We start from the raw sequence: 22,576 nt of genomic DNA, 5'->3' as shown, positions 1-22,576 counted from the left end.
TTGTGCATATTCAACTATTTGACCTCTGCCTTCCGCAAACCCATTCTTTTTCTGTGGTATGCAACGGTCCTGGTAGGCAGGGAAAGGATCTCACCTATCATACGGTCATTTTTCCCATTTTGATTGAGGTCCCTGATCATTGACCTGAGGTCCTCCACGCTGATGTCAGGTCTTGAAGAGAGTCCCCTGGAAAAAAAAGCCTCCATTCTTATAGTCCTTCCAAAAGCACGGCACCTGGTATTGTTTATCGAACGGAAGACTGTCGAAGTATTGAGTCCAAGCTTTCGCGCGGCATATTCATAAGTCAGCGGGGAAGGCGTCTCTTTCTCGCCTCTGAGATACTCCGACTGGATATCCGAGATCAGAAGGGAAATCCTGATCAGAGTCCTGTATCTCATCCCCAGCCTTATCAGTGCGTATTTTGCTCTGGACCAGAGCGGGGAGATCCATTTTTCTTCAAGAATGTTGTTGATGGTCATAGGCATTTCGTCTAAGTTGTTCTTTATAGATGGCAAGTTCTGCAGCAGAAGTTTCGGGAGAGGGGCTCCCTTATTTATTACAAATTCTATTTCGGGATATACAGGAGATGTGGTCAAAAATCCAGATCCCGGCGATGGGTCCAGTTTTCTGATCCTTTCCAGCGCCTCTTCTGTCTCTTCCCTGGCACACCCCATTTTCTTTGAAAGCTCCGAGATACGGCCTTCTGCAAGCAGCTCATGACCATCCTTCAGTATCGACCACTGAAGGCTTCCCTTAAGACCTGCCCTTTCCAGCTGTATCAGCAGACATTCCCTCAGATCCGATGCAAAGAGTCCAGGCGGATCGACATAGCCCTGAAGTGACGTGATGTAATCGATAGCCTGATTCCTGCTTACACCCATCATTACCGCTATCTCATCCGCTGAAGTGTTCAAATAACCTTTTCCGTCAAGGAACGAAGACCAGAATCCTGCCGACGAAAATGGATGGGGAAGGGTGCCGACTTTGGGACATGTAGCCGTCTGAATGGAGAGGTGTTCTTCAAGGCTCTGCCGAGCAGGGAGAGCGTTTTCATCCAGTTCGTCTATATCCACCGCGCTGCTCTGCCATCCCGGGGGGACAAAACTAAAGAATGGGTTTTCCCCAAGGATGTTCCGGCACTTTTCGGTCAGGTCTTCCAAGGGCACAAAAAGCAGGTTTGCCCCAAGCATTACTTTTGGATCAAGCCTGCCTTTTACACTTAACTTCGGCTTCTGTACAAGCCTGTTGTCAGTCAAGTCCGTGCCTTTGCATCCTTCTTAGGAGTGAGAACCTTGAAATACCCAGTTCAGCTGCGGTCTGGGTCCGGCTTCCCATACACCTTGCCAGGGCGGACTCTATCATTTCACGTTCTATCTTGTCCATCGTTTCGGGAAGAGATCCGCAGCAGAGATGGGCCGCAGGAATGCCTGCTGTGCCTTGCTGCTGCATCTCAAGCATTTCCGCCGGAAGATCCGCAAGGCGCACCGTGCTGTCTGAATTTTCCTTAAGGATGAGTATCCTCTCGATAAGGTTCCTGAGTTCCCTTACGTTGCCCGGCCAAAAATAATTCAGAAAGACGTCTTTTACATCATCTGTAAAGGCGGCTGCGCTCTTGCCAAGCCTTTTGGAGAATTCTGCGAGATAAAAGGAGGCAAGTTCAAGCACGTCTTTGTCCCTCTCCCTCAGAGGAGGTATCGTTATGGGTATGACTGAGATCCTGAAGTAAAGGTCTTTCCTGAACTTCTCTTCCCTTACATATTTCTCGAGATCTATGCATGTGGCACAGATGAGATTGAGGCTCACGTTCTTTTCCTTTGTGCTTCCAAGGGGTCTGAAGGACCTCTGGTCAAGGAACCTGAAGAGCTTGCTCTGAAGGCTGAGGGGCATGTCTCCTATCTCATCCAGAAAAAGTGTACCCTTGTCCGCTATCTCAATAAGTCCCTGCTTGTCGGTATCAGCTCCGGTATAGGCTCCCTTCCGATAGCCGAAGAGCTCTGATTCAAGAAGTGACTCCGGTATCGCAGAACAGTTGAGCGCAACAAAATCACCCTTGCAGTTTGATGCGTGATGGATCATTCTGGCAGCCACCTCTTTGCCAGTTCCGCTTTCACCCTGCAGCAACACTGAAATATCCTGATGCCGGGCTATCTTCAAAATGGTATCCCTGATCCTGTGCATTTCGTTTGAGGAGCCGAGCAGCCGGTTAGGGCCTTCAGAAAGGAGAAATTCTGCCTGATTCCTGAACCTTATCGACTCAATTGCCCTTTCCAGCATGTTTTTTGCCGCATCAAACGGGAAAGGCTTATCCAGATAGTTGTATGCCCCCTCCTGTATAGCTTTCACTACCAGTCTTGAATCACCGAAGGCCGTCATCAGGATGACCTTGCATCTCGGATACTGCTGAAGTATCGCAGGCAGAACCTCTATCCCGTTTCCGTCAGGAAGGCGCTGATCCAGGAATATGACCGCCGGTATCTCGGCTGCGAGAAGATGGTGGAGCTCATTTATCGATTTGACGGCCTTCGCGCTGAAACCGCTCTTTTCAAAAGCCTTTTTGAGCCCGTTCGCAAGATTGACCTCGTCATCAACTATCCATATGTTCATCTGTTCTCACCTCCATAGGCTGAAGGTCGGCACCGCATGGCACATCTTCTGCAAGGGGAATGAAGATATTGAAAATCGTTCCCTCTGAAGAAGTATCCAGTGAAAGTGTCCCCCCAATACCATCAACGATCCTTTGTACGATACTGAGTCCCAATCCGGTCCCATCCTGACGGGTCGTAAAGAAAGGGTCGAATATCCTGTGCTGTATTTCAGCGGGTATTCCCGGGCCTGTGTCGCTGACCCTTACCATTCCAAATTTATTTGTCCCTCGGCCTGTTGCCGAAGAGCCGGTGGCTATTGAAAGGACCTTCTTCCCTCCGGACTCCTGCGATGACATGGACTGGATAGCATTGAGGGAAAGATTCATTATCACATGCTGCAGCATTTCGTTGTCAGCCTGCACCGTAACACCGCTGTCTAACTTACGGGTAATAAGTTCTATTCCCTCTTTTTCCGCCTGAGGCTTCAGCATCGAAATGCACCATGGGAGAACGTCGTCCAGCAGGACCTTTGCCATCATTGGCTGCCTTGGCCTTACGAACGAGAGGAGTTGGGTCACTGTCCTGTTCAGCCTGTCTATCTCATGGTCAAGTATGGAAATATATTCCTTTGCATCGGAAATATCATTTTCCGCGTCCGATCCCCGGCTGTCTGAAACAACATCCAGCTCCATGCGCAAAAGATCCAGCTGTATCCTTATGCTTGCAAGAGGATTTCTTATTTCATGCGACAGGCCCGAGATCATCTCACCAAGCGCCGCCAGCCTGTCCATCCTGCTTACCTGCCTTTGGACCTCTTTCCATCTTTCCAGTTCACTTGCCATCTCATTAAAGCTGTCTGTAAGCTCATGGAATTCGTAGGGACTCAGCGCGTTGTGCCTTATTTTCACACGGCTTCCCTGTGCGATCTGCCTGCATCCCCAGGCGAGGCGCCTTAGAGGGCGGGTCAGCATATAAGATAAGAGCACTGCCAGTTCCACAGCTGCAATAAGGCCGAGCAGGCCTACAAGCATAAGATATCTTTCCTCTTCAACAAGAGCAATGATTATGCTTTTGAGGTCGAGATTGAATCCGAGCATCTCGCCTCCGTTATTGATCACCAGCTCAGGTTTTTCATCCGGCAGGGATTCCCTCCAGAAAGGTCCCAGCTGTCCCATCACGATCTCTTTTGGAAGAGAATATTTCCTTTCATCGTATATTACAGATAACTCTCTGCCGAATTCACCGGCAGTCTTTTTTTTCTCGGCATAACTCTGGTGAAGCCTGGCACCCAGCGTAAGCGCTACCATTGAGATAGCCAGTGACATGAAGATCCATTTCATCAGGGTCTCAAGGCTGTATTTGTTCAGCATGGCTTCCCTGTCTTTCCTGATAAGTAATTTCGCTGTCCATTTCCAGCGAGGAGCATTTGAACATTTTAAAGAGAAGTGCCTCCAGCATCAAAACAGCAAGCATGGCATTCTCGGGGCTGATCTCAGCGGCAAAGACAAAAAAACACTGGACCGAAAGTGCTGTACTCAAAACAAAGAACAGTTTTTCCTTTATTATCCAGGAGGGTAAAAAAAGCGGAAAGAAAAAACAGATAGCCACAAGTGTCCAACTTATACGTCCGAGCATCAGATAACCGGGCAGTCCGGCATGGGAAAGAAACAGCGCAGCCGAAGCGATGACTGTTATGGCTATTCTGTTTATCACAAGAAACCTGTCTTCATAATATTCGAGACTGTCTGTGCTGCCTTCTTCCATTTTGATCGGGAAAAGATCATAGCATAAGGAGCAGGCTGCCAGCAAAAGCTGCGAATTTGCAGTACTGACTGCCGCGGCAATTACCCCGACAAGAAGGGCTGCACTGGCAAATGGCGGCAGAAACTGCCCCAGTTTCGCGAATGAAAGGGTTTCCTCAAGGTTTGTGATGACGGGATAATAAGACCTGCAAACCAAAATGAAAAAAGTCACGCATATATATATCCATCCCACTATGAACGGAGACGCAGCTATGGTCTTATATGCATCCTTTTCAGTGCGGCATGCCAGTATTCTGACTGCGTACTGGGGGTTTCCTGCTACTCCGAGTCCCCATGAGAGCATTATGGCAAAAACAGAAAAAATCTCAGAATAACTCAATGATTTCACCGTATCCAGATGGTCTTTCATCAACAAAACGTCTGCCGCTGCGTTCAGAGAAAAACCCGAAGGCATGGAAAATGCCGCCGCCGCCGTCACTCCCAGGATTATTAGGAAAAGGTTGAGAATATCGCTCCTAACAACAGAGATATATCCCCCGAAAGTCGTGTAAAGCACGAAGAGGTATATGAGGGAAGTAGAAGTGAAGCCTGAAGGTATATCGAGCATGTATGAGACTATTATACCGAATGCCCTGAACTGGATCACCAGATATAAGGTGTACAAAAATATCATCGTAAGCGCAACGAGTTTCCGGACCCTTATGTCTCCGTATGTTTTTTCAAGCCATTCGGGAAGAGAGAGGACACGCTTGAGCCTGAGCCTTTTGACTATGAACGGGAAAAACAGCAGCCCAAGTATCCATCCGTTGACGGAGGCAAGAAACGCAACATAACCATCGCTGTAGAGCCACATGCTGTATCCTACCAAAGAGAGCGGACTCATCCACGTGGCACAGAAGGTCGCTGTGGTAGGGAAAGAGGAGAATCTGCGACCCCCCAGATAAAAAGAAAGCCGTGTTTCTTTCCAGGCAAAAGACTGTCCCGTGATCAGAATTATTGAGATCGTATATGCTCCGAAAGCAAGCAGGTAGTATATCAGCGGCGACATCAGCAGCAAAATGCTCCTGTCAGGATCTGCTTTTCTTTCGCCCGGAAATAAGGAACGCTATAATACCGGGAGAAATTACAAGCACTACAAAGGTTAGCCAACTAAAAAAAATGAGACTCATAGCATCCTCTCCCAAACCTATTTATAAAACCTGATAAAAGGTCAACTGGTCTGAACCGCCTCAATGTAGTAACATATAAGGAGTTCGGAACGGATATTTTATACGGAGGCAGTGACATTATGGCAAAACAACAACCCGAAGGCGTCTACCTTTATATCGATGACAGCGGTTCAAGGTTCATTGCAGTAGTTGACGCGTTTGGCGTTGCAAATATGCTGCCGTGGAAACAGCCCGGAGAGTTCAGCAGTATCCAGGAAAAGAGCTGGAACCTCCAGGGAGAGTTCATCAGACTGAAAATATCCGACTGAAGGAAGATCCAACTCTTTCCCAGGCAAAACGCAGATCAACGATGCATGCTATGTTAGAATAAAATCCGCCCGGATAATTTCCGGGCTTTTTTCATCTCGATAAGGACGTCCGGTGTTATCCCCAAGATCTTCTTCAGATATTAAGGCTAAAGTCTGAAATCTTTCGAAACCACTCTTTTGCCTCTGCTGCATCCTTTTCATACCCGCCGCGCCCCATCAGGCCGTAAGTGTATTTCTTCCCCTGCTCGACACCGGGCTGGTCAAAGGGGTCTATATCCATCATCTTTCCGGTCATTGCTGTCATAAACTCGTAATAGAATATCAGGGCGCCAAGTGTCAGAGCATCCATCTTTCGCATTTCTATCCATACCAGCGGACGTCCCGCCTTTACAATGGCCGCAGCGGTGCTCATTGCTTCAAGTCCGAGCATTTCGCCTATCTCGGAGTTGTCAAGGTAGGAGAGGAGACTCAGCGCCTCGCAGTCCACCGGTGGAACACATATCTTATCTCCGTGGTCTTTAATATTGATTATAGTGAAAAATTTGTCGTCGGGGCCCTCTGTGTAGAGCTGTACCTGTGAATGCTGGTCTGTCGCCCCAAGCGCTCTTACGGGCGTTGTTCCCCTGCCCTCTTTTCCAAGGCTTTCGCCCCAAAGCTGGGCGAACCACTCCGCGAAAAAGGCCATCCTGCTGGAATAGGGCATAATTACTGCCATGGGCCTTCCCATTTTTTCGTGGTAATAATGCAAAGATGAAGCCAGCCATGCCGGATTGCTCTCTATGGAGGTATTTTCAAGAAGTATCTTTTTCATAATGCCAGCGCCCTTCAGAAGGGCGTCTATATCGATGCCAACTGCCGCAGCGCTGATAAGTCCTGCTGCGGATAGGACAGAGTACCTTCCTCCCACTGAGGCGGGAAGGTCCATCACCTTGCACCCCGAGCTTCCCGCGAACGAGCGGAATATGCCCTTTTCCGGGTCGGTTATCACAAGTATGTCATCGTCGGCCCTGCCTCTGAGTATGGTCATTTCATTCCTGAACCACAGGAACTGGGACATGGTCTCAGCCGTTGCACCGGATTTGCTTACCCCCACCAGTGCAACTCTTCCGCCCTTCACTTCTTCCCATATGGCGCGGGCCTTTGTCGGGTCCGGGTTGTCGGCAAGATGGAATTTGGGCTTCGCCCCCCCACGGTTATAATAGTCGCCAAGCAGGGTCTGGTTCAGCATCAGGTTTCCCAGTGCAGAGCCGCCTATGCCGACATGGATGATCGAGTCATAGCCTTTCAGCCATTCTGCAGTTTTTTTGATCTCTGTCGTATCTGTCTCCGGAAGGTCCATCCATCCATGACCTTCAGTTACTGAAGGGGTCACTTTAAGCCATTCGGCGGCTTCGGCACAGGCTCCTTCGTTTCTCTTTTTGAAATCCTCAAAAGAGGGGCCGCAGCAGCCCAAAGCCCCTCCGAAATTATACGATATCGACAGCTTTTCCATGAAAGCACTCCCTTTTGGGGCCAGTATTGTCTTTATTTCAGCAGCCCGGCTTCTTTAAGCGCATCGTTGATCTTAAGCTGATCAAAACCTACTATGTACTTTTCTCCGACCTGTATCACAGGAACTCCCATCTGTCTCGTCTTTTTGACGAGCTCCATCGCGGCAGCCTTGTCACCGGCCACGTTTATCACATCATATTCGACGTTGAGCGACGAAAGATACTCCTTCGCCTTATCACACCAAGGACAGGTATTTGTAGAGAATACTTTCACTTCCATGTTCTCACACTTCCTCTCTTATATTAGCCCCCAAAGCGTTACAAATAATTATAACGCCAATCTCACCGATTATTTAGAAGAGGAAGGTAATTTAATCCTTCCCCGAAGATTATCCCGAACCATTGTTGCATTATTTCTCTTTTGGGTGGTTTGTTTTTGTCCGCTTTTAGATGTTGCAATTATTCACAAATTGAGATAGATTTAACGGCGTCTGTTTATAAATTTACAAAATAGAGTTTTTTTAAAGAAACTTTAGAGGAGGTACGTTATGTTCAAAATCGTTTCTAAACAAAAGATCGCACCCAAAGAATTTGACATCTGGGTAGAGGCCGCGCGTATTGCAAAGCACGCTAAGGCCGGCCAGTTCGTCGTTCTTCGCGTTGACGACCACGGAGAGAGGATCCCTCTCACGATAGCTGACTATGACAAGGAAAAGGGGCTTATCCGCCTCATATTCCAGGTAGTCGGCAAGACTACGGCTGCAATGTCATGCCTCAACGTCGGCGACTGTATCAAAGACATCTCCGGTCCGCTCGGGACACCCAGCGAGGTAGAAAAATACGGAACAGTCCTCATGATCGGCGGCGGGGTCGGCATCGCCGCGCTCTACCCTATCATCAAGGAACTCAAAATGGCCGGGAACAAGGTCATAACGATCCTTGGCGGACGTACCTCCGAACTGGTGATAATGAAGGAAGAATGCGCTGAATACTCCGACGAACTCATCATCACCACCGATGACGGTTCAGAGGGCATGAAGGGCGTCGTTACAGAGGCCATGAAAATGGTGGTCGAGCGCGGCGAGAAGATCGATCGCTGCTGGTGCATAGGACCTTCGATAATGATGAAGTTCGGTACAAAGGCGGCAAAGGAACTGGGTCTTCCCATAATAGTATCCCTCAACCCACTGATGGTAGACGGCACAGGAATGTGCGGATGCTGCCGCGTGACCGTAGACAACAAGATCTTCTTCGCATGTGTTGACGGACCTGAGTTCGACGGGCACAAGGTCAACTGGGACGAATTCATGAGCCGTCTGCGCCAGTATAAGGACGAAGAAAAGATCTCCATGGACAAATTTGAAGCTGAAGTAGGTGGACCGTCATGGCAGTAACATTTTCCAAGTGGAAGACCCCGATAAAGGAACAGGATCCGGGGGTACGCAGAAGCAATTTCGGAGAGGTATGCCTCGGCTACTCGGTCAAGGAAGGCATGAAGGAATCAGAACGTTGCCTTCAGTGCAAGACGAAACCATGTGTGGCAGGATGTCCTGTAGCAATAGACATCCCAGGGTTCATCAAATGTATCAGGGACGGAGATATGGCAGGGGCGGCCGAGGTTCTGGACAAGTATACGAACCTTCCTGCCGTCTGCGGGCGCGTATGTCCGCAGGAGACACAGTGCGAGGAGCTTTGCACCGTAGGTAAGATGCCCGGTTTTGAGCCCGTCGCCATTGGAAAACTTGAGCGTCTGGTCGCGGACTGGAAGTACGCACAGGAAAAGGCAAAAACAGCAAACGCTCCCGTCTCGGCCAAAGGCAAAGTAGCCGTGGTCGGCTCCGGTCCCTCCGGCCTCACCGTAGCTGGCGATCTCGCCAAGAAGGGCTATGAAGTTACTATTTTTGAAGCACTCCATGCGGCCGGAGGAGTCCTCATCTATGGGATCCCCGAATTCCGTCTTCCAAAGAGCATAGTAAAGATGGAGATCGAAGCGATGCAGGATCTTGGTGTTAAGATCGAGTGCAACGCAGTCGTCGGGAAGAACATTACAATGCAGGAGATCATGGAAGAGTTCGACGCATGCTATATCGCAGTCGGAGCAGGCGCACCGCACTTCCAGGGCGTTCCGGGCACAACGCTCAACGGTGTCTACTCGGCCAGCGAATACCTTACAAGGATCAACCTCATGCACGGCTATGAGTTTCCCAATTTCGACACCCCGACCAAAAAGTTCAGAAAGGTCGTAGTGATAGGCGGAGGAAACGTTGCCATGGATGCGGCCCGCTCGGCAAAGAGGCTAGGTGCCGACGAAGTCACGATCGTATACAGGCGTTCCCTTAAGGAACTGCCTGCACGTATAGAAGAGTATCACCACGCGGTCGAAGAGGGGATCATCTTCAAGTGGCTGACGAACCCCACAGAGTATGTAAATAACGGCGAAGGCCAGCTTTGTGGAGTTAAGTGCATACAGATGGAGCTTGGAGAGCCTGACGCCTCCGGACGCAGGCGTCCCGTACCGGTCGAGGGAAGCGATTTCTTCATCGAAGCTGACTGTGCTATCGAGGCTATCGGACAGGGATCGAACAAGGTCCTTCTCTCAACGTTCCCCGAGATGAAGCTCAACAAGTGGGGATACATCGAAGCAGACCCGAAGACCGGCGCCACATCGGTGCCAGGAGTCTACGCCGGCGGAGACATAGTGACCGGAGCTGCCACCGTCATCCTTGCTATGGGTGCCGGCAAAGATGCTGCCGAGGCTATCGACAAGTACATCACTGAGAAAAAATCAAAGTAAGGATAGGATAGTATCTCCTTTGTAGAAAATGCCGGACACTCCGAAAAGGAGGTCCGGCATTTTCTTATATCTGCTGCTTTGGGCACTTCCAGAGCGGCATCCAGCATAAAAACTGTACGGCGGAAGATGTGACAAGCACGAACATGCCTATCAGCCTGAAGGCTCCTGCAGCTCCAAAAAGGGGAGAGATAAAACCGAAGATCAGCGGTGTGATGACCCAGCCCAGATCTATCGCAAGAAGAAGAGAACCGGTAGCCTTCGGGTGATACTCTATTGAGAGCAGGTCGCCTATGATCGAGAGGTCGGTGGGAAAGCCCGCTCCTATGCCAAGGCCGAAGAGAAGACCGAATAGAACGAATGATACCCAGCTGGAACTGAAGGAAAGCCCCAACATTGAGAGGCCCATCAGCCCTGCGGCGGGAGCGGCAAGAAGGATCCTGGGGATCGTATCCATAGTCCTGAACCCGACCGTCCTTATTATCACAGCAGCTACTGCGACTGAGATCATGAACCACGAGACCGGGACTCCCCTGTCTTCTGCCAGCGCCGCGGCACAGAGAGTCGCCCCGTCCGCAAGGGACATAAGAAATGCCGTCAGGTAAAGCGGCTTCACCCCGGGGCGGCAGAGCATGTTCCAGTAGGTGCCCCATACCGGTTTTTCGTCTGTCTCTCCTGAAATATCCCTTATTCTGACGCTTATCGCAAGACAGATCAGCGCCACTGCGACAGGCAGCCATAGATAAAGATCTGTATGGCTCCTTTTCAGCAAAAATTCCGAAAGAGGGACTACTGTAGCCATCGGCAGCATAGAACCGGTCGTGAATAGAGCAAAGCCGATCCCCCTGGATTTCGCGTCCATTATCATAGACTGGTAGGCTACCGTAGCTACGATGAAGATGCTTGCGCTTATACCGGATATCGCCCTGAAGAATAGGAGCAGGGTGGGCTGTGAAAGTGAAAGCGATATGCCGGCGGCTGTCACCGCAGAAAGAAGCGAACTCCACATAAGGGCCCTACGAATCCCAAGCCTCTCCATCGTCCAGCTTCCAAGCGGCCTGCATATTATCATAGCCATGTAAAATATGCTGAGGAAGAGCCCGACCGCCCTGGGCGACGCTCCTGAAGCACCGTAGAAGGGGCCGAATACAAAATATACGTTTGAGAGGCAGTTTATCCCATAATATGCCAGAAATACCAGCAGTACCTGCTTTGATATTTTCATTTACGATGCATCCCCCGTTGTTACTGTTGCTTCTGATCTCCAAAACCCTGTTACCGGAAATAATAAAAGAGATTTCCGGGAGGGTCAACATAAAAGAGCGGGATCCGGGGACGCTTCTGAAACGTCACGGATCCCGCGCATATTTTTTCTGACGGGACTATGCCCAGTAGGTCCTTACTCTTCCTCTTCCACGCGCTCCTTCTCGGCAGCCTCAATGACCTTTCTTGCTATTTCACCCGGGACTTCTTCATAATGTGAATATTCCATCGTGAAGGTGCCTCTTCCTGACGTCATCGAACGGAGGATTATGGCATAGCGGAACATTTCAGACAGAGGACACTGGGCCTTTACGATCTGAAGCTTGCCTTCGCTGTCGATACCCATGATGCGGCCGCGACGGCTGTTAAAGTCCCCCATAACGTCTCCGAGGCATTCCTCGGGGACCTTAACCTCGACGTTCATTACCGGTTCCATCAGGACAGGCATCGCATCCGCCATGGCCTTCTTGAAGGCTAGGGACGCAGCTATCTTGAATGCCATTTCCGAAGAGTCAACGTCGTGGTATGAACCGTCGTATATGGCGCATGAGAAGTCTGTTGTCGGGTATCCGGCCAGGAAACCTCTCTGAGCGGCTTCCCTGAGTCCCTTTTCAGCCGCGGGGATGTAGTTTTTCGGGACCACTCCGCCGACCACCCTGTCTATGAACTCAATTCCTGAGTTCTTCTCAAGCGGGGCAAGCTCAAACCATACATCTCCGTACTGGCCGCGTCCGCCTGACTGCTTCTTGTGCTTTCCCTGTGCGCGGGCGGTCTTCTTTATGGTCTCCCTGTACGGGACTTTCGGAGTGCGGGTCTCAAGGTCTACCTTATAGCGTTCCTTGATTTTTGAGAGCATTATGTCCAGGTGCATATCTCCCATTCCCGAGAGGACTGCGTCGTTCGTCTCCGGGTTCTTGACAAATGAAAGTGTCCTGTCTTCCTTGAGGGTCTTGGCGATGGCAGTACCGAGCTTGTCTTCGTCAGCGCGGCTCTTGGGCAGCACCGCAACACTGTAAACAGGCTGCGGGAACTGTATCGGGCGGAATTTCAGCACTTCGCCCTTAGTTCCGAGCGTATCTCCGGCTGTCGTGCTTTCAAGCTTCGGAATGGCAACTATGTCACCAAGCACGATCTCTTTTTCCTCGGTGCTCTCCTTGCCTTTCATAAAGCGGAAGGAGCTGATCCTCTCCTCTTCGCCCTCCGTAACATTGAAAACCGTCTGGTCGCTTGTGAGGGTCCCAGAGAAGACCTTCACGAAGGAGAGCTTGCCCACGTAGGGGTCGACCATTACCTTGAATACAAAGCCAAGGAAAGGTCCCTTTTCATCGGGAGCGATCTTAACGGCCTCTTCTCCCCTAAGTGCGGCCCTGTTGAGCATGTCCTTCGGCGATGGCATGTAGTCGGCTACCATGTCCATAACCTGATAAACTCCGATGTTGCCCGTACCTGATCCGGGAATTATCGGGAATATGGACCTGGAGCAGACGGCTTTGCGAAGGACTCCCTGCAGTTCATCAACTGAGATCTCCTCCCCATCAAGGTAGCGCATCATCATCTCATCGTCCGCTTCAACTGCCCTCTCAACCAGTGTTTCGCGGGCTGAGGAAACTGCGTCGGCCATGTCGGCAGGAACATCGCCTTCCGTAAAGTCCTTGCTTCCGTCGCCCTTGTACATATATGATTTTCCGGTAAGTACGTTTACCAGCCCTTTGAAGTTAAGCTCGCTCCCTATAGGAAGATAGAGCGGTACCGCCCTGTCGGAGATGTTTTCCTGTATATCGCTGACCACGCTGTCAAAATCGGCGTTTTCGCGGTCAAGCTTGCTAATGAAAAAGATAGCGGGGGTTTCAAAATTCTCTGCAAAAGCCCACACGCTCTGAGTCTGGACCTCTACGCCGGCAGTGGCGTTTACAAGGACGAGTGCGCCGTCTGAGACTCTCATCGCGCAGCGCTGCTCTCCGACGAAGTCTGCAAAGCCCGGGGTGTCGAGGACATAAATGGTTTTATTTTTGTATGGAACAGTCGCAAGAGAAGTACTTATTGAAATTCCGCGCTTCTGTTCCTCTGAATCAAAGTCTGAGACTGTGTTCTTGTCTTCGATCCTGCCCATCCTTGAAATAAGGCCGGCATCGTAAAGAAATGCCTCGTTAAGCGATGTCTTTCCTGCTCCTCCGTGCGAAATCAGAGCAATGCTGCGAATATCCTCAGGTTTACGTGTCCCCATTTATTTCACTCCTTCTGACTGATGAAGCTGAATATGTTTTTTCATGGTTACAGGGTGCTCCATAATTCATCACAACCTATTGATGATAACCTTTGAGGCACCTTTAAGTCAATCTTTGCCTGTATAAATAAAGAGGTGAAGAGAACTGCCCCTTCACCCCCGAACGCTTATTCAAGCATAGAATTCACAAGAGAAGCCACCTCAGCAGGGTCTGCTGATCCTCTGGTCTCTCTCATTACAAGCCCCTGGAGGAATTTCACCTTTGCGCCCTTCCTGTCATTTCCTGCCCGCACTGTTTTCACAGCCTCAGGTTCGCCTGCGAAGACCTTTTTGATGATCTCTTCAAGAGCAAGGCCCGTGACCTTGCCTCCGGAGACTCCGCATGCCTTGATCGCTTCATTGATGGGCAGCCCCTTTTCGGCCATGACCGCAAGAACATCCTTGGCCTGGGTGTTGGAAAGTTCCTTCTTTTCCACTCTGATAATAAGTTTCCCGAGCTCCGAAGCATGAACGGGGAAGTTCTCTATCAGCAGGTCCTTCTCACGGAGCAGCCGCTGCACCTCCATGCGCATCCAGTTCGCGCATTTAGCGGCCGGGGCGCCGGCGGAGACGCATCCTTCAAAGTAGTCGGCAGTCTCCTTTTGTTCCGTAAGCTGCCCGGCCTCCTCTTGAGAGAGTGAATAATCGCTGATGAACCTTTCGCGTTTTTCCCGCGGCATCTCAGGAAGGCTCTTTTTTATCTCCTCAACGTATTCAGGACCGGCTGAGATCGGAGCAAGATCCATCTCCACATAATACCTATAGTCACGCTCCCCCTCTTTGCTCCGCATAGACCTCGTTACGCCTGCGACGTCATCCCAGAGACGGGTCTCCTGGACAAGACGCCCTCCTTCGTCAAGGACCTTGTTCTGCCTCGCTATCTCGTACTCAAGAGCGCGCTCGATTGACCTGAGAGAGTTCACGTTCTTGATCTCCACCCTCGTCCCGAGGCTCCCGTCGCCATTTCTGAGCGATACATTGACATCCACTCTGAGTGACCCCGACTCCATCTCTCCGTCAGATACCTCCAGGTAGCGAGCCAGCTGCCTGATCTGCATTATGTATGCCAATACCTCTTCGGCTGAATTCATGTCCGGCTCAGATACTATCTCCGAAAGGGGCATACCGCCGCGGTTGTAGTCGACTAGGGAGTATGAGGCTCCGGTGAGCCGTCCGTCGGAAGTGGGATGGACCAGTTTGCCCGCGTCCTCTTCAAGATGGAGATGGTGTACCCTGATCCTCTTCTCTTTTCCCCCTGTAAAGATGTCCACATATCCCCTGACGGCTATCGGATGCTCATATTGAGTTATCTGGTATGCCTTCGGAAGGTCGGCGTAGAAATAGTGTTTTCTGTGGAACCGGGTATTGTCGTTTATCGAACAGTGAAGTCCCAGCCCTATCCTTACCGCCAGTTCCACGGCACGGTCGTTGAGTATGGGGAGTGTGCCGGGGATCGCAAGGCATACCGGACAGACGTTAGTGTTGGGAGTTGCTCCTATGTAGTCACTGGAACAGCTGCAGAAGAGTTTGGTCTTCGTCTTCAGTTGAAGGTGTATCTCAAGTCCTATTACGGGCTCCCTCATTCTCCGCAGCCCCCTTTCTTTTCGATCTCAGCAATAGCCGGAGAACCGGCTTCGTTTTCTATCGCCAGTGCCAGCGCAAGCAGACCGGCGTCTCCGAACCGAGGGCCCATAAGCTGTACGTTGGTCGGCAGTCCCTCTTCCGTGAAGCCTACGTTGAGGCTTACGCTCGGAAGTCCCGCCAGGTTGGCCGCAGAGGAGAAGGCATCTCCCAGATAGATGCGCACGGGATCTTCCTCAACAAGCCCCTTTCTGTAGGGAAGGGCCGGAGATATGGGACAGATCAGTGCGTCCACGTTTCTGAAGAGCTCCGCGTATTCGTCGGCTATCATCTGCCTCACCTTTGTTGCCGGCACATAGTAGTTCTCATAGTAGCCCCTCGTAAGTATGCAGGTGCCTATAAGTATGCGCTTGCGTACCTCCCTGCCGAATCCCTGGTTGCGGCTCCTTTTGTACATTTCGAAGAGACTCTTCCCATCGGCGTGGTGACCGTAGCGCATGCCGTCGAAACAGGCCAGTTTTGAGCTGGCGTCTCCGAGGGCAACCATGTAGTAGCAGGCAACAGCATGCTTCATGGTGATGGGAAGCGCGGCCCGAACTATCTCCGCCCCCGCGGATCTGCAGTGTTCGGCAGCTCTGTCGATGGCCTCCACAAGCGGTCTGTCTATGCTCTCAGAATCAAAGCCGGTAAGCACAGCGACCTTCTTTCCCTTTATCCCTGAAAGTGCGGCATCCGAGAAGGATGGCCTCACGTAAGCGTCACATGTCGTGTCGTTTGCATCTGCTCCGGTCAAAACGTCTATCGCGGCAGCCATGTCTTTCATGTTTCTCGTTATAGGCCCGACCTGATCCAGGGACGATGCGTAGGCGACTATGCCGTATCTGCTGATCTGTCCGTAGGATGGCTTCATCCCCTGGACTCCGCAGAATGCTGAGGGCTGCCTTACGGATCCTCCGGTGTCGCTTCCCAGAGCTATCGGTGCAAACCCCGCAGCCACCGCGGCGGCGCTTCCTCCCGAACTGCCTCCGGGCACCCTGCTGTGATCCCTCGGATTGAGGGTAGGTCCGAATATCGAGCTCTCAGTCGTGCTTCCCATGGCGAATTCGTCCATGTTGGTCTTGCCTATAAGGACGGCTCCCGCCTCCTTCATCCTTTTGACAGCGGTCGCATCGTAATCCGGTATCCAGTCTTCAAGCATCTTGCTGCAGCATGTGGTCCTTATGCCCTCTGTGCAGAAATTGTCCTTTACAAGAAAGGGGACACCCGCAAGAGGTCCCGGATCCCTGCCTTCGGCAACTGCTCTGTCGACCGCTTCGGCTTCTTTCCGTGCGCTCTCTTCGGAGAGCGTGACCACCGAGTTTATCCTGCCGTCGAACTTCCTGATCCGCTCAAGATGCGCTGACAGGATCTCTGAGGCCCTCCATATCCCATTTTTTACACCTTCTGCGATCTCGAGGACAGAGAGTTTATGGAATTCCATCCCCTTACTCCTCCTCTTCCGGTTCGATGTCGTCTCTGGCAATGATCCTTGGGACGCGGAAAAAGTCGCCCTCTCTTACGGGAGCCCGGTCAAGCAGGCGCTCCCTCCCGTTCCAGGCTACAGGGCTGTCTTTCCTTCTTGCGGGAGCCTTTATAACGTCCCACTCGAAAGGACTGACGTTCGAGCTGTCGAGCTCCTGCATCTCGTCGCACATCCTCAGTACCGCGTTGACCCTGTCAAGTACCTCTGCGTACTCCTCCTCGGGAAGGCCGATACAGGAAAAGCCCAGGACTTCTCTGAGCCTTTCCTCATCCATAACCATTTTCTTTATCATTCCTGATCCCTCCAAGCTGCGGGAAGCATTTTCCTACAGTGCTTCGCTCAGTCTTTTGATAAAATCTTCTTCTTCAAGTATCTGTATACCCAGCGAACGAGCCTTTAAAAGCTTGCTGCCGGCGCGGTCGCCTGCGATCACAAAGTTTGTTTTTTTACTGACGCTGTCGGAGGTCTCTCCGCCAAGGCCCCGGATCTTCTCTGATGCCTCGGACCTGGTCATCGAAGAGAGCTCTCCGGTAAGGACAAACTTAAGTCCGTTCCAGGGAAGCTCCTGAGCGGAGCGGGCGGGCTTTTCAGACTCCATGTTGACTCCTGCCTCCCTCAGCCTCTCTATCACGCGGGCATTGTGGGGCTCCGAAAAAAATACCCTGAGCGACTCAGCTATCACAGGGCCTATGCCCTCCATCGATTCAAGTTCGGATGTCCTGATGACCGCAGTTTCCGCAAGCAGCCTAAGAGAAAGGAACTTCTCCGCCAGGTCATTTGCAGTCCTCTCCCCCACGTTCCTTATGCCCAGTGCATTTATGAGGGCTCCGAGGGGACGTTTTTTCGACTTATCTATGGCCTCGGTGATGTTACGGGCTGATTTCTCGCCCATCCTCTCCAGAGGCACCAGATCCTCGGTTCTCAACGTGTAAAGATCAGCGAGATCCGAGACAATGCCCTTATCTACAAGCAGAGCCACTATCTTCTCACCCAGACCCCGGATATCCATTGCCGCCCTTGACGCAAAGTGGGATATCCCCTCTTTTATCTGAGCGGGACATGATTTGTTCGAGCATTTTATCGCGGCTTCCCCGCTGAGCCTTACAGCCTTCGACCCGCAGACAGGACATGCATCCGGTATTTTGAAGGGGACAGTGCCTTCGGGCCGCATCTCTTTTTCGACCCTTATGACTTCGGGAATTATCTCTCCTGCCTTGTGGACCAGAACGCAGTCACCGATACGGATGTCCTTTCGGTCTATCTCGTCCTGATTGTGCAGTATGGCCCTTTTCACAACTGTGCCGGAGAGGTGCACCGGATCGAGCACAGCTGTCGGGGTGAGCGTGCCTGTACGTCCCACGGTGACTTCGATATCTACTATTCTGGTCACCTTTTCTTCAGGGGGAAACTTGAAGGCTATGGCCCATCTTGGAGCCTTTGAAGTCGCTCCCAGCCTCTCCCTCATTGCTATATCGTTAAGCTTGATCACTACCCCATCCGTATCTATCCTATGTCCGAACCTTTTTTCGGTCCATTCATCAAGATAAGCCTCTGTCTCAGCAAGGCTCGAGCAGAGGCGTTCCGAGCCCTGGACAGGAAGTCCCAGTCTGCATATTGTCTCAAGCATCTCTTTCTGGCTTTCTATCCCGTGTTTTTTGGGATCGACTATCTGATAGAGAAATATCTTCAATTTTCTTGCTGCTGTAACTTTTGGGTCCAGCTGCCTTATGCTTCCTGCGGCTGCATTCCGGGGATTGGCGAAAAGGGGCTCGCCTGCCTCTTCCCTTGCGGCATTGAGCGCTGCGAATCCCTTTTTGTCCATACAGACCTCGCCCCGGACCTCAAGCCTTCCAGCCACAGTCTCTTCGAGTCTGAGCGGCAGGTTTTTGACGGTCCTGAGGTTGGCGGTGATGTCTTCTCCAATACGCCCGTCTCCGCGGGTAGCGCCGCTTAGAAAAACCCCGTCTTCGTAGATAAGTGATACCGCGAGCCCGTCTATCTTCGGTTCACACAGCACCTGTATACTCTCCATGCCAAGCGCCAGGGCCGTCTTAATGTAGAAGGAGCGGAGCTCCTCCCTGCACAGCGCGTTATCCAGGCTCATCATCGGCTCGCTGTGCTCCACCTTGACGAAGCCCTCCCTTGGAGATCCGCCGATGCGGTGGGTAGGTGAATCCGCAGTACGAAGCTCAGGGTGTTTTTCCTCTATTTCAGCAAGTTCCCTTAAAAGCCTGTCATAGTCGAAATCCGATATTACAGGGCTGTCCTGAACATAGTAGAGCTCCGCATGGCGCTTCAGCTCCGCGCGAAGCTCAGATACCCTGGTTTTAAGGCTTTCGGGTACTGCCATCTATGTCAGTCCTTCGGCTTCATCGTAGGGAAGAGTATGACGTCCCTTATGCTCTTTGAGTTGGTCAGCAGCATTACTGTCCTGTCTATCCCAATACCCATGCCGCCTGTCGGAGGCAGGCCGTATTCGAGAGCGTTGACGAAATCTTCGTCGAAGGGGTGAGACTCTTCGTCGCCCTCATCCTTCTTCTTTTCCTGATCCATGAAGCGTTCCCTCTGGTCAAGGGGATCATTCAGCTCACTGAAAGCGTTCGCGAATTCCCATGCGTTGATGAACAGCTCAAACCTGTCCGTGATGTCCGGGTTCTCCTTGTTCCTCTTGGAAAGAGGTGAAATGACCGTAGGATGTCCAAGCACGAATGTCGGCTGGATAAGTTCCTCCTCCACGTACTCTTCGAAGAAGACCGGCAGTATGTCAAATCTGGTGTCAGAGGGCTTCACTTCAAGCCCGCGGATCGCAGCCTGTCTGCGCGCCTCTTCGTCCGTGACAGTACTGAAGTCTATCCCAGTATGTTCGGTCACCAGTTCAGTCATTGTTGCCCTGCGGAAGGGAGGGTTGAGATTTATCTCAGTGCCCTGGTAGTTGATGATCCTTCCTCCCAGCTCATCAGCACATGCTACGATTATTTCCTCTGCAAGGTCCATCATGTCATTGTAATTGGCATAGGGCCAGTAGACCTCAAGAGAGGTGAACTCGGGGTTATGCTTCATATCCATTCCCTCGTTACGGAACTGCTGCCCGATCTCGTAGACCCTCCCGAGCATTCCCACCACAAGCCTCTTGAGGTAAAGCTCAGTCGCTATTCTCAGGTACATGTCTATGTCAAGCGTATTGTGATGAGTTATAAAGGGCCTGGCGTTCGCTCCTCCGGCGATCGTTGAGAGGATCGGGGTCTGGACCTCAAGCGAACCGTGGTCGTCAAGGACCCTGCGGAATGTCTGTATTATCTTTGTCCTCTTGCGGAATGTATCCCTTACCTCGGGATTCGCTATCATGTCTATGTAGCGCTGGCGGTACCGGACTTCCATATCCTTCAATCCGTGCCACTTTTCCGGCATCGGCCTGAGGGCCTTTGAGAGGAGACAGAATTTTTTGACCGCAATGGTAAGCTCTCCACGCTGTGTTCGGAAGGGCACACCTATTATCCCGAGAAAATCCCCCGCATCGACCCATTTTTTGAAGAAGGTGTAGTCGGTCTCGCCTAGAAGGTCAAACTGGAAGCAGAGCTGCAGCCTGTCATGCTCATCCTCGAAGGTGGCAAATGCCGTCTTGCCGTGGCGTCTGAGGATCATGACCCTGCCGGCGGTCCGGATCTCGTCTTCGGACCACTCCTCATCCTTAAGGAAAGAGTATTTTTCCTTTATATAAGACAATGTATGCTTTACTTCCCAATGGTCCTGCTGGAACGGGTCATATCCCTCTTCCTGGCGCAGTCTCATCAGTTTGTCTTTGCGCTGGCGAAATATCTCCTCTTCAGGCGTGATATTCTTTTGCTGCTGTTCTTCTTTTCTTGTCTCGTCCGCCAATTGGATCACTTCCTCTGTCGTATTGTCTTTCTTTTTATAAGATCTTCCCATTGGAATACTTCGGGGATGTTCTCATCCGCCAATGACTCCCCTTGGAAAATTATCCTTTGTATGTTCGAGCTCCGGGAGATTTCTGTTATCCTGCCAGCTTTCGAGCAGAACTTCCATCTCCTGCCATGTACGGGCAAGGGCTCCGTGCCTTCTCAGCTGCGCCGCCCCCGAGAAACCTTTAAATAGTGCGGCAAGCATCCTTCTTGAGATCATCAAAGCCTGCGTTTGCCCCTCGGTATTATAAATGCTGCGGCCCAGTTCGAGAAGGAGCTCTGACTGGAAATCCAGTGAGGGTTCGCAATATTGGGGGGGGATCTCTCCGCCCAGCACCCTCAGAGTTTTGGGGATCATGAAAACATCTCTAAGTATACCCCTCCCGGCGAGCACCGCTGCACAGCCCCTGTTAAGATGATCCAGAAAATCCTCCGGCTCATAGCAGTCGCCGCTGCCGCCGATCATTCCCGGGAAAAGCCTGGCAGCCTCTTCTATAGCATCACGAGAGGATTTTCCCTCATATCTTTGCGCGGGAGTCCTACCATGGATGAATATGAAATCGGCACCCGAACCAAAAAGGAGGTCACAGTATTCGCACGTGGTCAGGCCGCTTCCGGCGGGCATTACCCTGATCTTCGCCCAGACCGGCAGGCCTGTCTTTTTCATGGTCCGGATAATCTCCCCCGAGGCCTTTGGGTCTCCCATAAGCTTTGATCCGCTGCCTCTTTTTGTCACCTTGGGCATCGGACAAGCCATGTTTATCTGCAGGGCCTCAAATTTTCTTATTTCAAGGGCAGTTACCGCGCCCCTTTCTATGTCTTCAGGTCTTGAGCCAAAAAGCTGAAGTACAACGGGCCTTTCTTCGTCTGACCCACAGAGGAGTTCCTTTGTCTTTCTGCCTTTGTGGCACAGTCCGAGAGCGCTGACCATTTCAGTGTGGACAAGTCCGGCTCCAAGTTTTCTGTAAAATTTCCTCACCGATGCAAAAGTAATGCCTGCCAAAGGGGCGAGCCATATTGGATTCTCAACGGAAACTCCGCCGATTTTCTGCGGATATCCCGGCAGGAGCGGAGAGAATGTCTCTTCCTTATTCAAATCTGTTTCGTTCATATATTATCCTGAGACCCTCTATCGTAAGCCACTGGTCGACCTCTCTGACCATCTCGGAGTGCATGGCTAGTATCTCGGCGTGTCCGCCTGTCGCGACGACCCTGCATGGTCCGCCCAGTTCCTTGAAAACTCCCCTGAGCAGGGTATCGACAAGGCCGACCGTACCGTAAACTATTCCCGACTGAATAGCCTCTGTAGTGTCTCCCCCTATGTAGTGTACCGGTGCCTCAAGGGCTATCTGGGGCAGCTTTGCGGTACGTGAAAAGAGGGATTCCATGCCAAGTTCCATCCCAGGGGCTATCGTACCCCCTATGTATGCTCCGTCAGCGGATATCACATCCAGGGTTATCGCAGTTCCAAGGTCGACCACCACAAGAGGCGCTCCATACTTCTGAACTCCCGCGACTGCGTTGAGAAGCCTGTCAGCTCCCAGGCCGGCAGGATTCTTCAGTCTCACCTCAAGGCCCGTGTCAAGCTCGGCCGTCACCTTAAGGCAGGGAACTCCGATGTAGTTGTTTATCCCATCCATGAACATCTCGTCAAGTGAAGGGACAACACTTGCATATACTGAGGCCTTTATGCTGTCTTTCGAAATCCCCGACGCACCCAGAAGACCAAGGGTCATGAATCCCACCTCGTCTGCCGTCTGCTTCTTAGAAGTCAGCCTCCAATGTTTGATAAGATCTTCGCCTTCAAATATGCCCATTACTATATTTGTGTTTCCCACGTCGAGCACGAGAAGCATATATCATTCCTCCGACAGGTTATTTTTGGCTGCGATCAGCCTGACCAACTGAAATATCATTCATT

Annotated in this window: 18 protein-coding genes; 3 read left to right on the top strand and 15 right to left on the bottom strand. The window is 51.4% G+C overall.

The window, feature by feature from the left end:
* Positions 1–14: 14 nt before the first annotated feature.
* From OLM33_05870 to OLM33_05855, 4 genes are read right to left on the bottom strand one after another with little or no spacing between them, the layout of a single operon-like run.
* Positions 15–1,256, bottom strand: coding sequence for a hypothetical protein (locus OLM33_05870; protein MCW1713197.1), 1,242 nt, complete (start codon positions 1,254–1,256; stop codon positions 15–17).
* The gene (locus OLM33_05865; GenBank protein MCW1713196.1) at positions 1,249–2,604 is read right to left on the bottom strand and encodes a sigma-54 dependent transcriptional regulator; all 1,356 of its coding nucleotides are present in this window, start codon (positions 2,602–2,604) and stop codon (positions 1,249–1,251) included. Before OLM33_05865 ends, OLM33_05870 begins: the two co-directional genes overlap by 8 nt.
* The gene (locus OLM33_05860) at positions 2,585–3,955 is read right to left on the bottom strand and encodes an ATP-binding protein (GenBank protein MCW1713195.1); all 1,371 of its coding nucleotides are present in this window, start codon (positions 3,953–3,955) and stop codon (positions 2,585–2,587) included. The genes OLM33_05865 and OLM33_05860 overlap by 20 nt, the downstream gene beginning before the upstream one ends.
* Entirely contained in the window at positions 3,933–5,396 is a 1,464-nt protein-coding gene (locus OLM33_05855; protein MCW1713194.1) for a sodium:solute symporter family protein, read from the bottom strand. The genes OLM33_05860 and OLM33_05855 overlap by 23 nt, the downstream gene beginning before the upstream one ends.
* Before the next feature lie 240 nt (positions 5,397–5,636).
* Between OLM33_05855 and OLM33_05850 the strand changes: the two genes are divergently transcribed.
* The gene (locus OLM33_05850) at positions 5,637–5,825 is read left to right on the top strand and encodes a hypothetical protein (protein ID MCW1713193.1); all 189 of its coding nucleotides are present in this window, start codon (positions 5,637–5,639) and stop codon (positions 5,823–5,825) included.
* 133 nt (positions 5,826–5,958) lie between these two features.
* Here OLM33_05850 and OLM33_05845 read toward each other — a convergent pair whose 3' ends face one another.
* Both OLM33_05845 and OLM33_05840 read right to left on the bottom strand, forming a co-directional pair.
* Positions 5,959–7,317, bottom strand: a complete 1,359-nt coding sequence (locus tag OLM33_05845) for a glucose-6-phosphate isomerase (protein ID MCW1713192.1) — start codon at positions 7,315–7,317, stop codon at positions 5,959–5,961.
* 32 nt (positions 7,318–7,349) lie between these two features.
* Positions 7,350–7,595 (bottom strand): glutathione S-transferase N-terminal domain-containing protein, encoded by a 246-nt coding sequence (locus OLM33_05840; protein ID MCW1713191.1) that lies wholly within the window; start codon positions 7,593–7,595, stop codon positions 7,350–7,352.
* Positions 7,596–7,863: 268 nt separating this feature from the next.
* Here OLM33_05840 and OLM33_05835 point away from each other — a divergent pair, with 268 nt between their 5' ends.
* Entirely contained in the window at positions 7,864–8,709 is an 846-nt protein-coding gene (locus tag OLM33_05835; GenBank protein MCW1713190.1) for a sulfide/dihydroorotate dehydrogenase-like FAD/NAD-binding protein, read from the top strand.
* On the top strand, positions 8,700–10,109 hold the full coding sequence (gene gltA / locus OLM33_05830) for an NADPH-dependent glutamate synthase (protein ID MCW1713189.1): 1,410 nt from the start codon (positions 8,700–8,702) through the stop codon (positions 10,107–10,109). Before OLM33_05835 ends, gltA begins: the two co-directional genes overlap by 10 nt.
* Before the next feature lie 64 nt (positions 10,110–10,173).
* Here gltA and OLM33_05825 read toward each other — a convergent pair whose 3' ends face one another.
* The 9 genes from OLM33_05825 to OLM33_05785 all read right to left on the bottom strand — a co-directional run bounded on the left by OLM33_05825 (position 10,174) and on the right by OLM33_05785 (position 22,511).
* Positions 10,174–11,331, bottom strand: a complete 1,158-nt coding sequence (locus OLM33_05825; GenBank protein ID MCW1713188.1) for an MFS transporter — start codon at positions 11,329–11,331, stop codon at positions 10,174–10,176.
* 174 nt (positions 11,332–11,505) lie between these two features.
* Positions 11,506–13,593, bottom strand: coding sequence for an elongation factor G (fusA, locus tag OLM33_05820; GenBank protein ID MCW1713187.1), 2,088 nt, complete (start codon positions 13,591–13,593; stop codon positions 11,506–11,508).
* Positions 13,594–13,760: 167 nt separating this feature from the next.
* Positions 13,761–15,215, bottom strand: coding sequence for an Asp-tRNA(Asn)/Glu-tRNA(Gln) amidotransferase subunit GatB (gene gatB / locus OLM33_05815; GenBank protein MCW1713186.1), 1,455 nt, complete (start codon positions 15,213–15,215; stop codon positions 13,761–13,763).
* Positions 15,212–16,693, bottom strand: coding sequence for an Asp-tRNA(Asn)/Glu-tRNA(Gln) amidotransferase subunit GatA (gene gatA / locus OLM33_05810; protein ID MCW1713185.1), 1,482 nt, complete (start codon positions 16,691–16,693; stop codon positions 15,212–15,214). Before gatA ends, gatB begins: the two co-directional genes overlap by 4 nt.
* Positions 16,694–16,697: 4 nt before the next feature.
* Positions 16,698–17,027: an aspartyl/glutamyl-tRNA amidotransferase subunit C gene (locus tag OLM33_05805; GenBank protein ID MCW1713184.1), complete on the bottom strand. Its 330-nt coding sequence runs from the start codon at positions 17,025–17,027 to the stop codon at positions 16,698–16,700.
* Positions 17,028–17,060: 33 nt separating this feature from the next.
* The gene (ligA, locus tag OLM33_05800; GenBank protein ID MCW1713183.1) at positions 17,061–19,085 is read right to left on the bottom strand and encodes an NAD-dependent DNA ligase LigA; all 2,025 of its coding nucleotides are present in this window, start codon (positions 19,083–19,085) and stop codon (positions 17,061–17,063) included.
* Positions 19,086–19,090: 5 nt separating this feature from the next.
* Positions 19,091–20,662, bottom strand: coding sequence for a lysine--tRNA ligase (gene lysS, locus OLM33_05795; protein MCW1713182.1), 1,572 nt, complete (start codon positions 20,660–20,662; stop codon positions 19,091–19,093).
* 21 nt (positions 20,663–20,683) lie between these two features.
* On the bottom strand, positions 20,684–21,766 hold the full coding sequence (locus OLM33_05790; GenBank protein ID MCW1713181.1) for a tRNA-dihydrouridine synthase: 1,083 nt from the start codon (positions 21,764–21,766) through the stop codon (positions 20,684–20,686).
* On the bottom strand, positions 21,744–22,511 hold the full coding sequence (locus OLM33_05785; GenBank protein ID MCW1713180.1) for a type III pantothenate kinase: 768 nt from the start codon (positions 22,509–22,511) through the stop codon (positions 21,744–21,746). Before OLM33_05785 ends, OLM33_05790 begins: the two co-directional genes overlap by 23 nt.
* Positions 22,512–22,576: the final 65 nt, after the last annotated feature.

The organism is Synergistaceae bacterium DZ-S4 (assembly GCA_025943965.1).
In the GTDB taxonomy this organism is placed as follows: Bacteria; Synergistota; Synergistia; order Synergistales; family Synergistaceae; genus Caenicola; species Caenicola nitritireducens.
The sequence above is the reverse complement of the archived record's forward strand: the minus strand, read 5'-3'. Positions and strand labels throughout refer to the sequence as shown.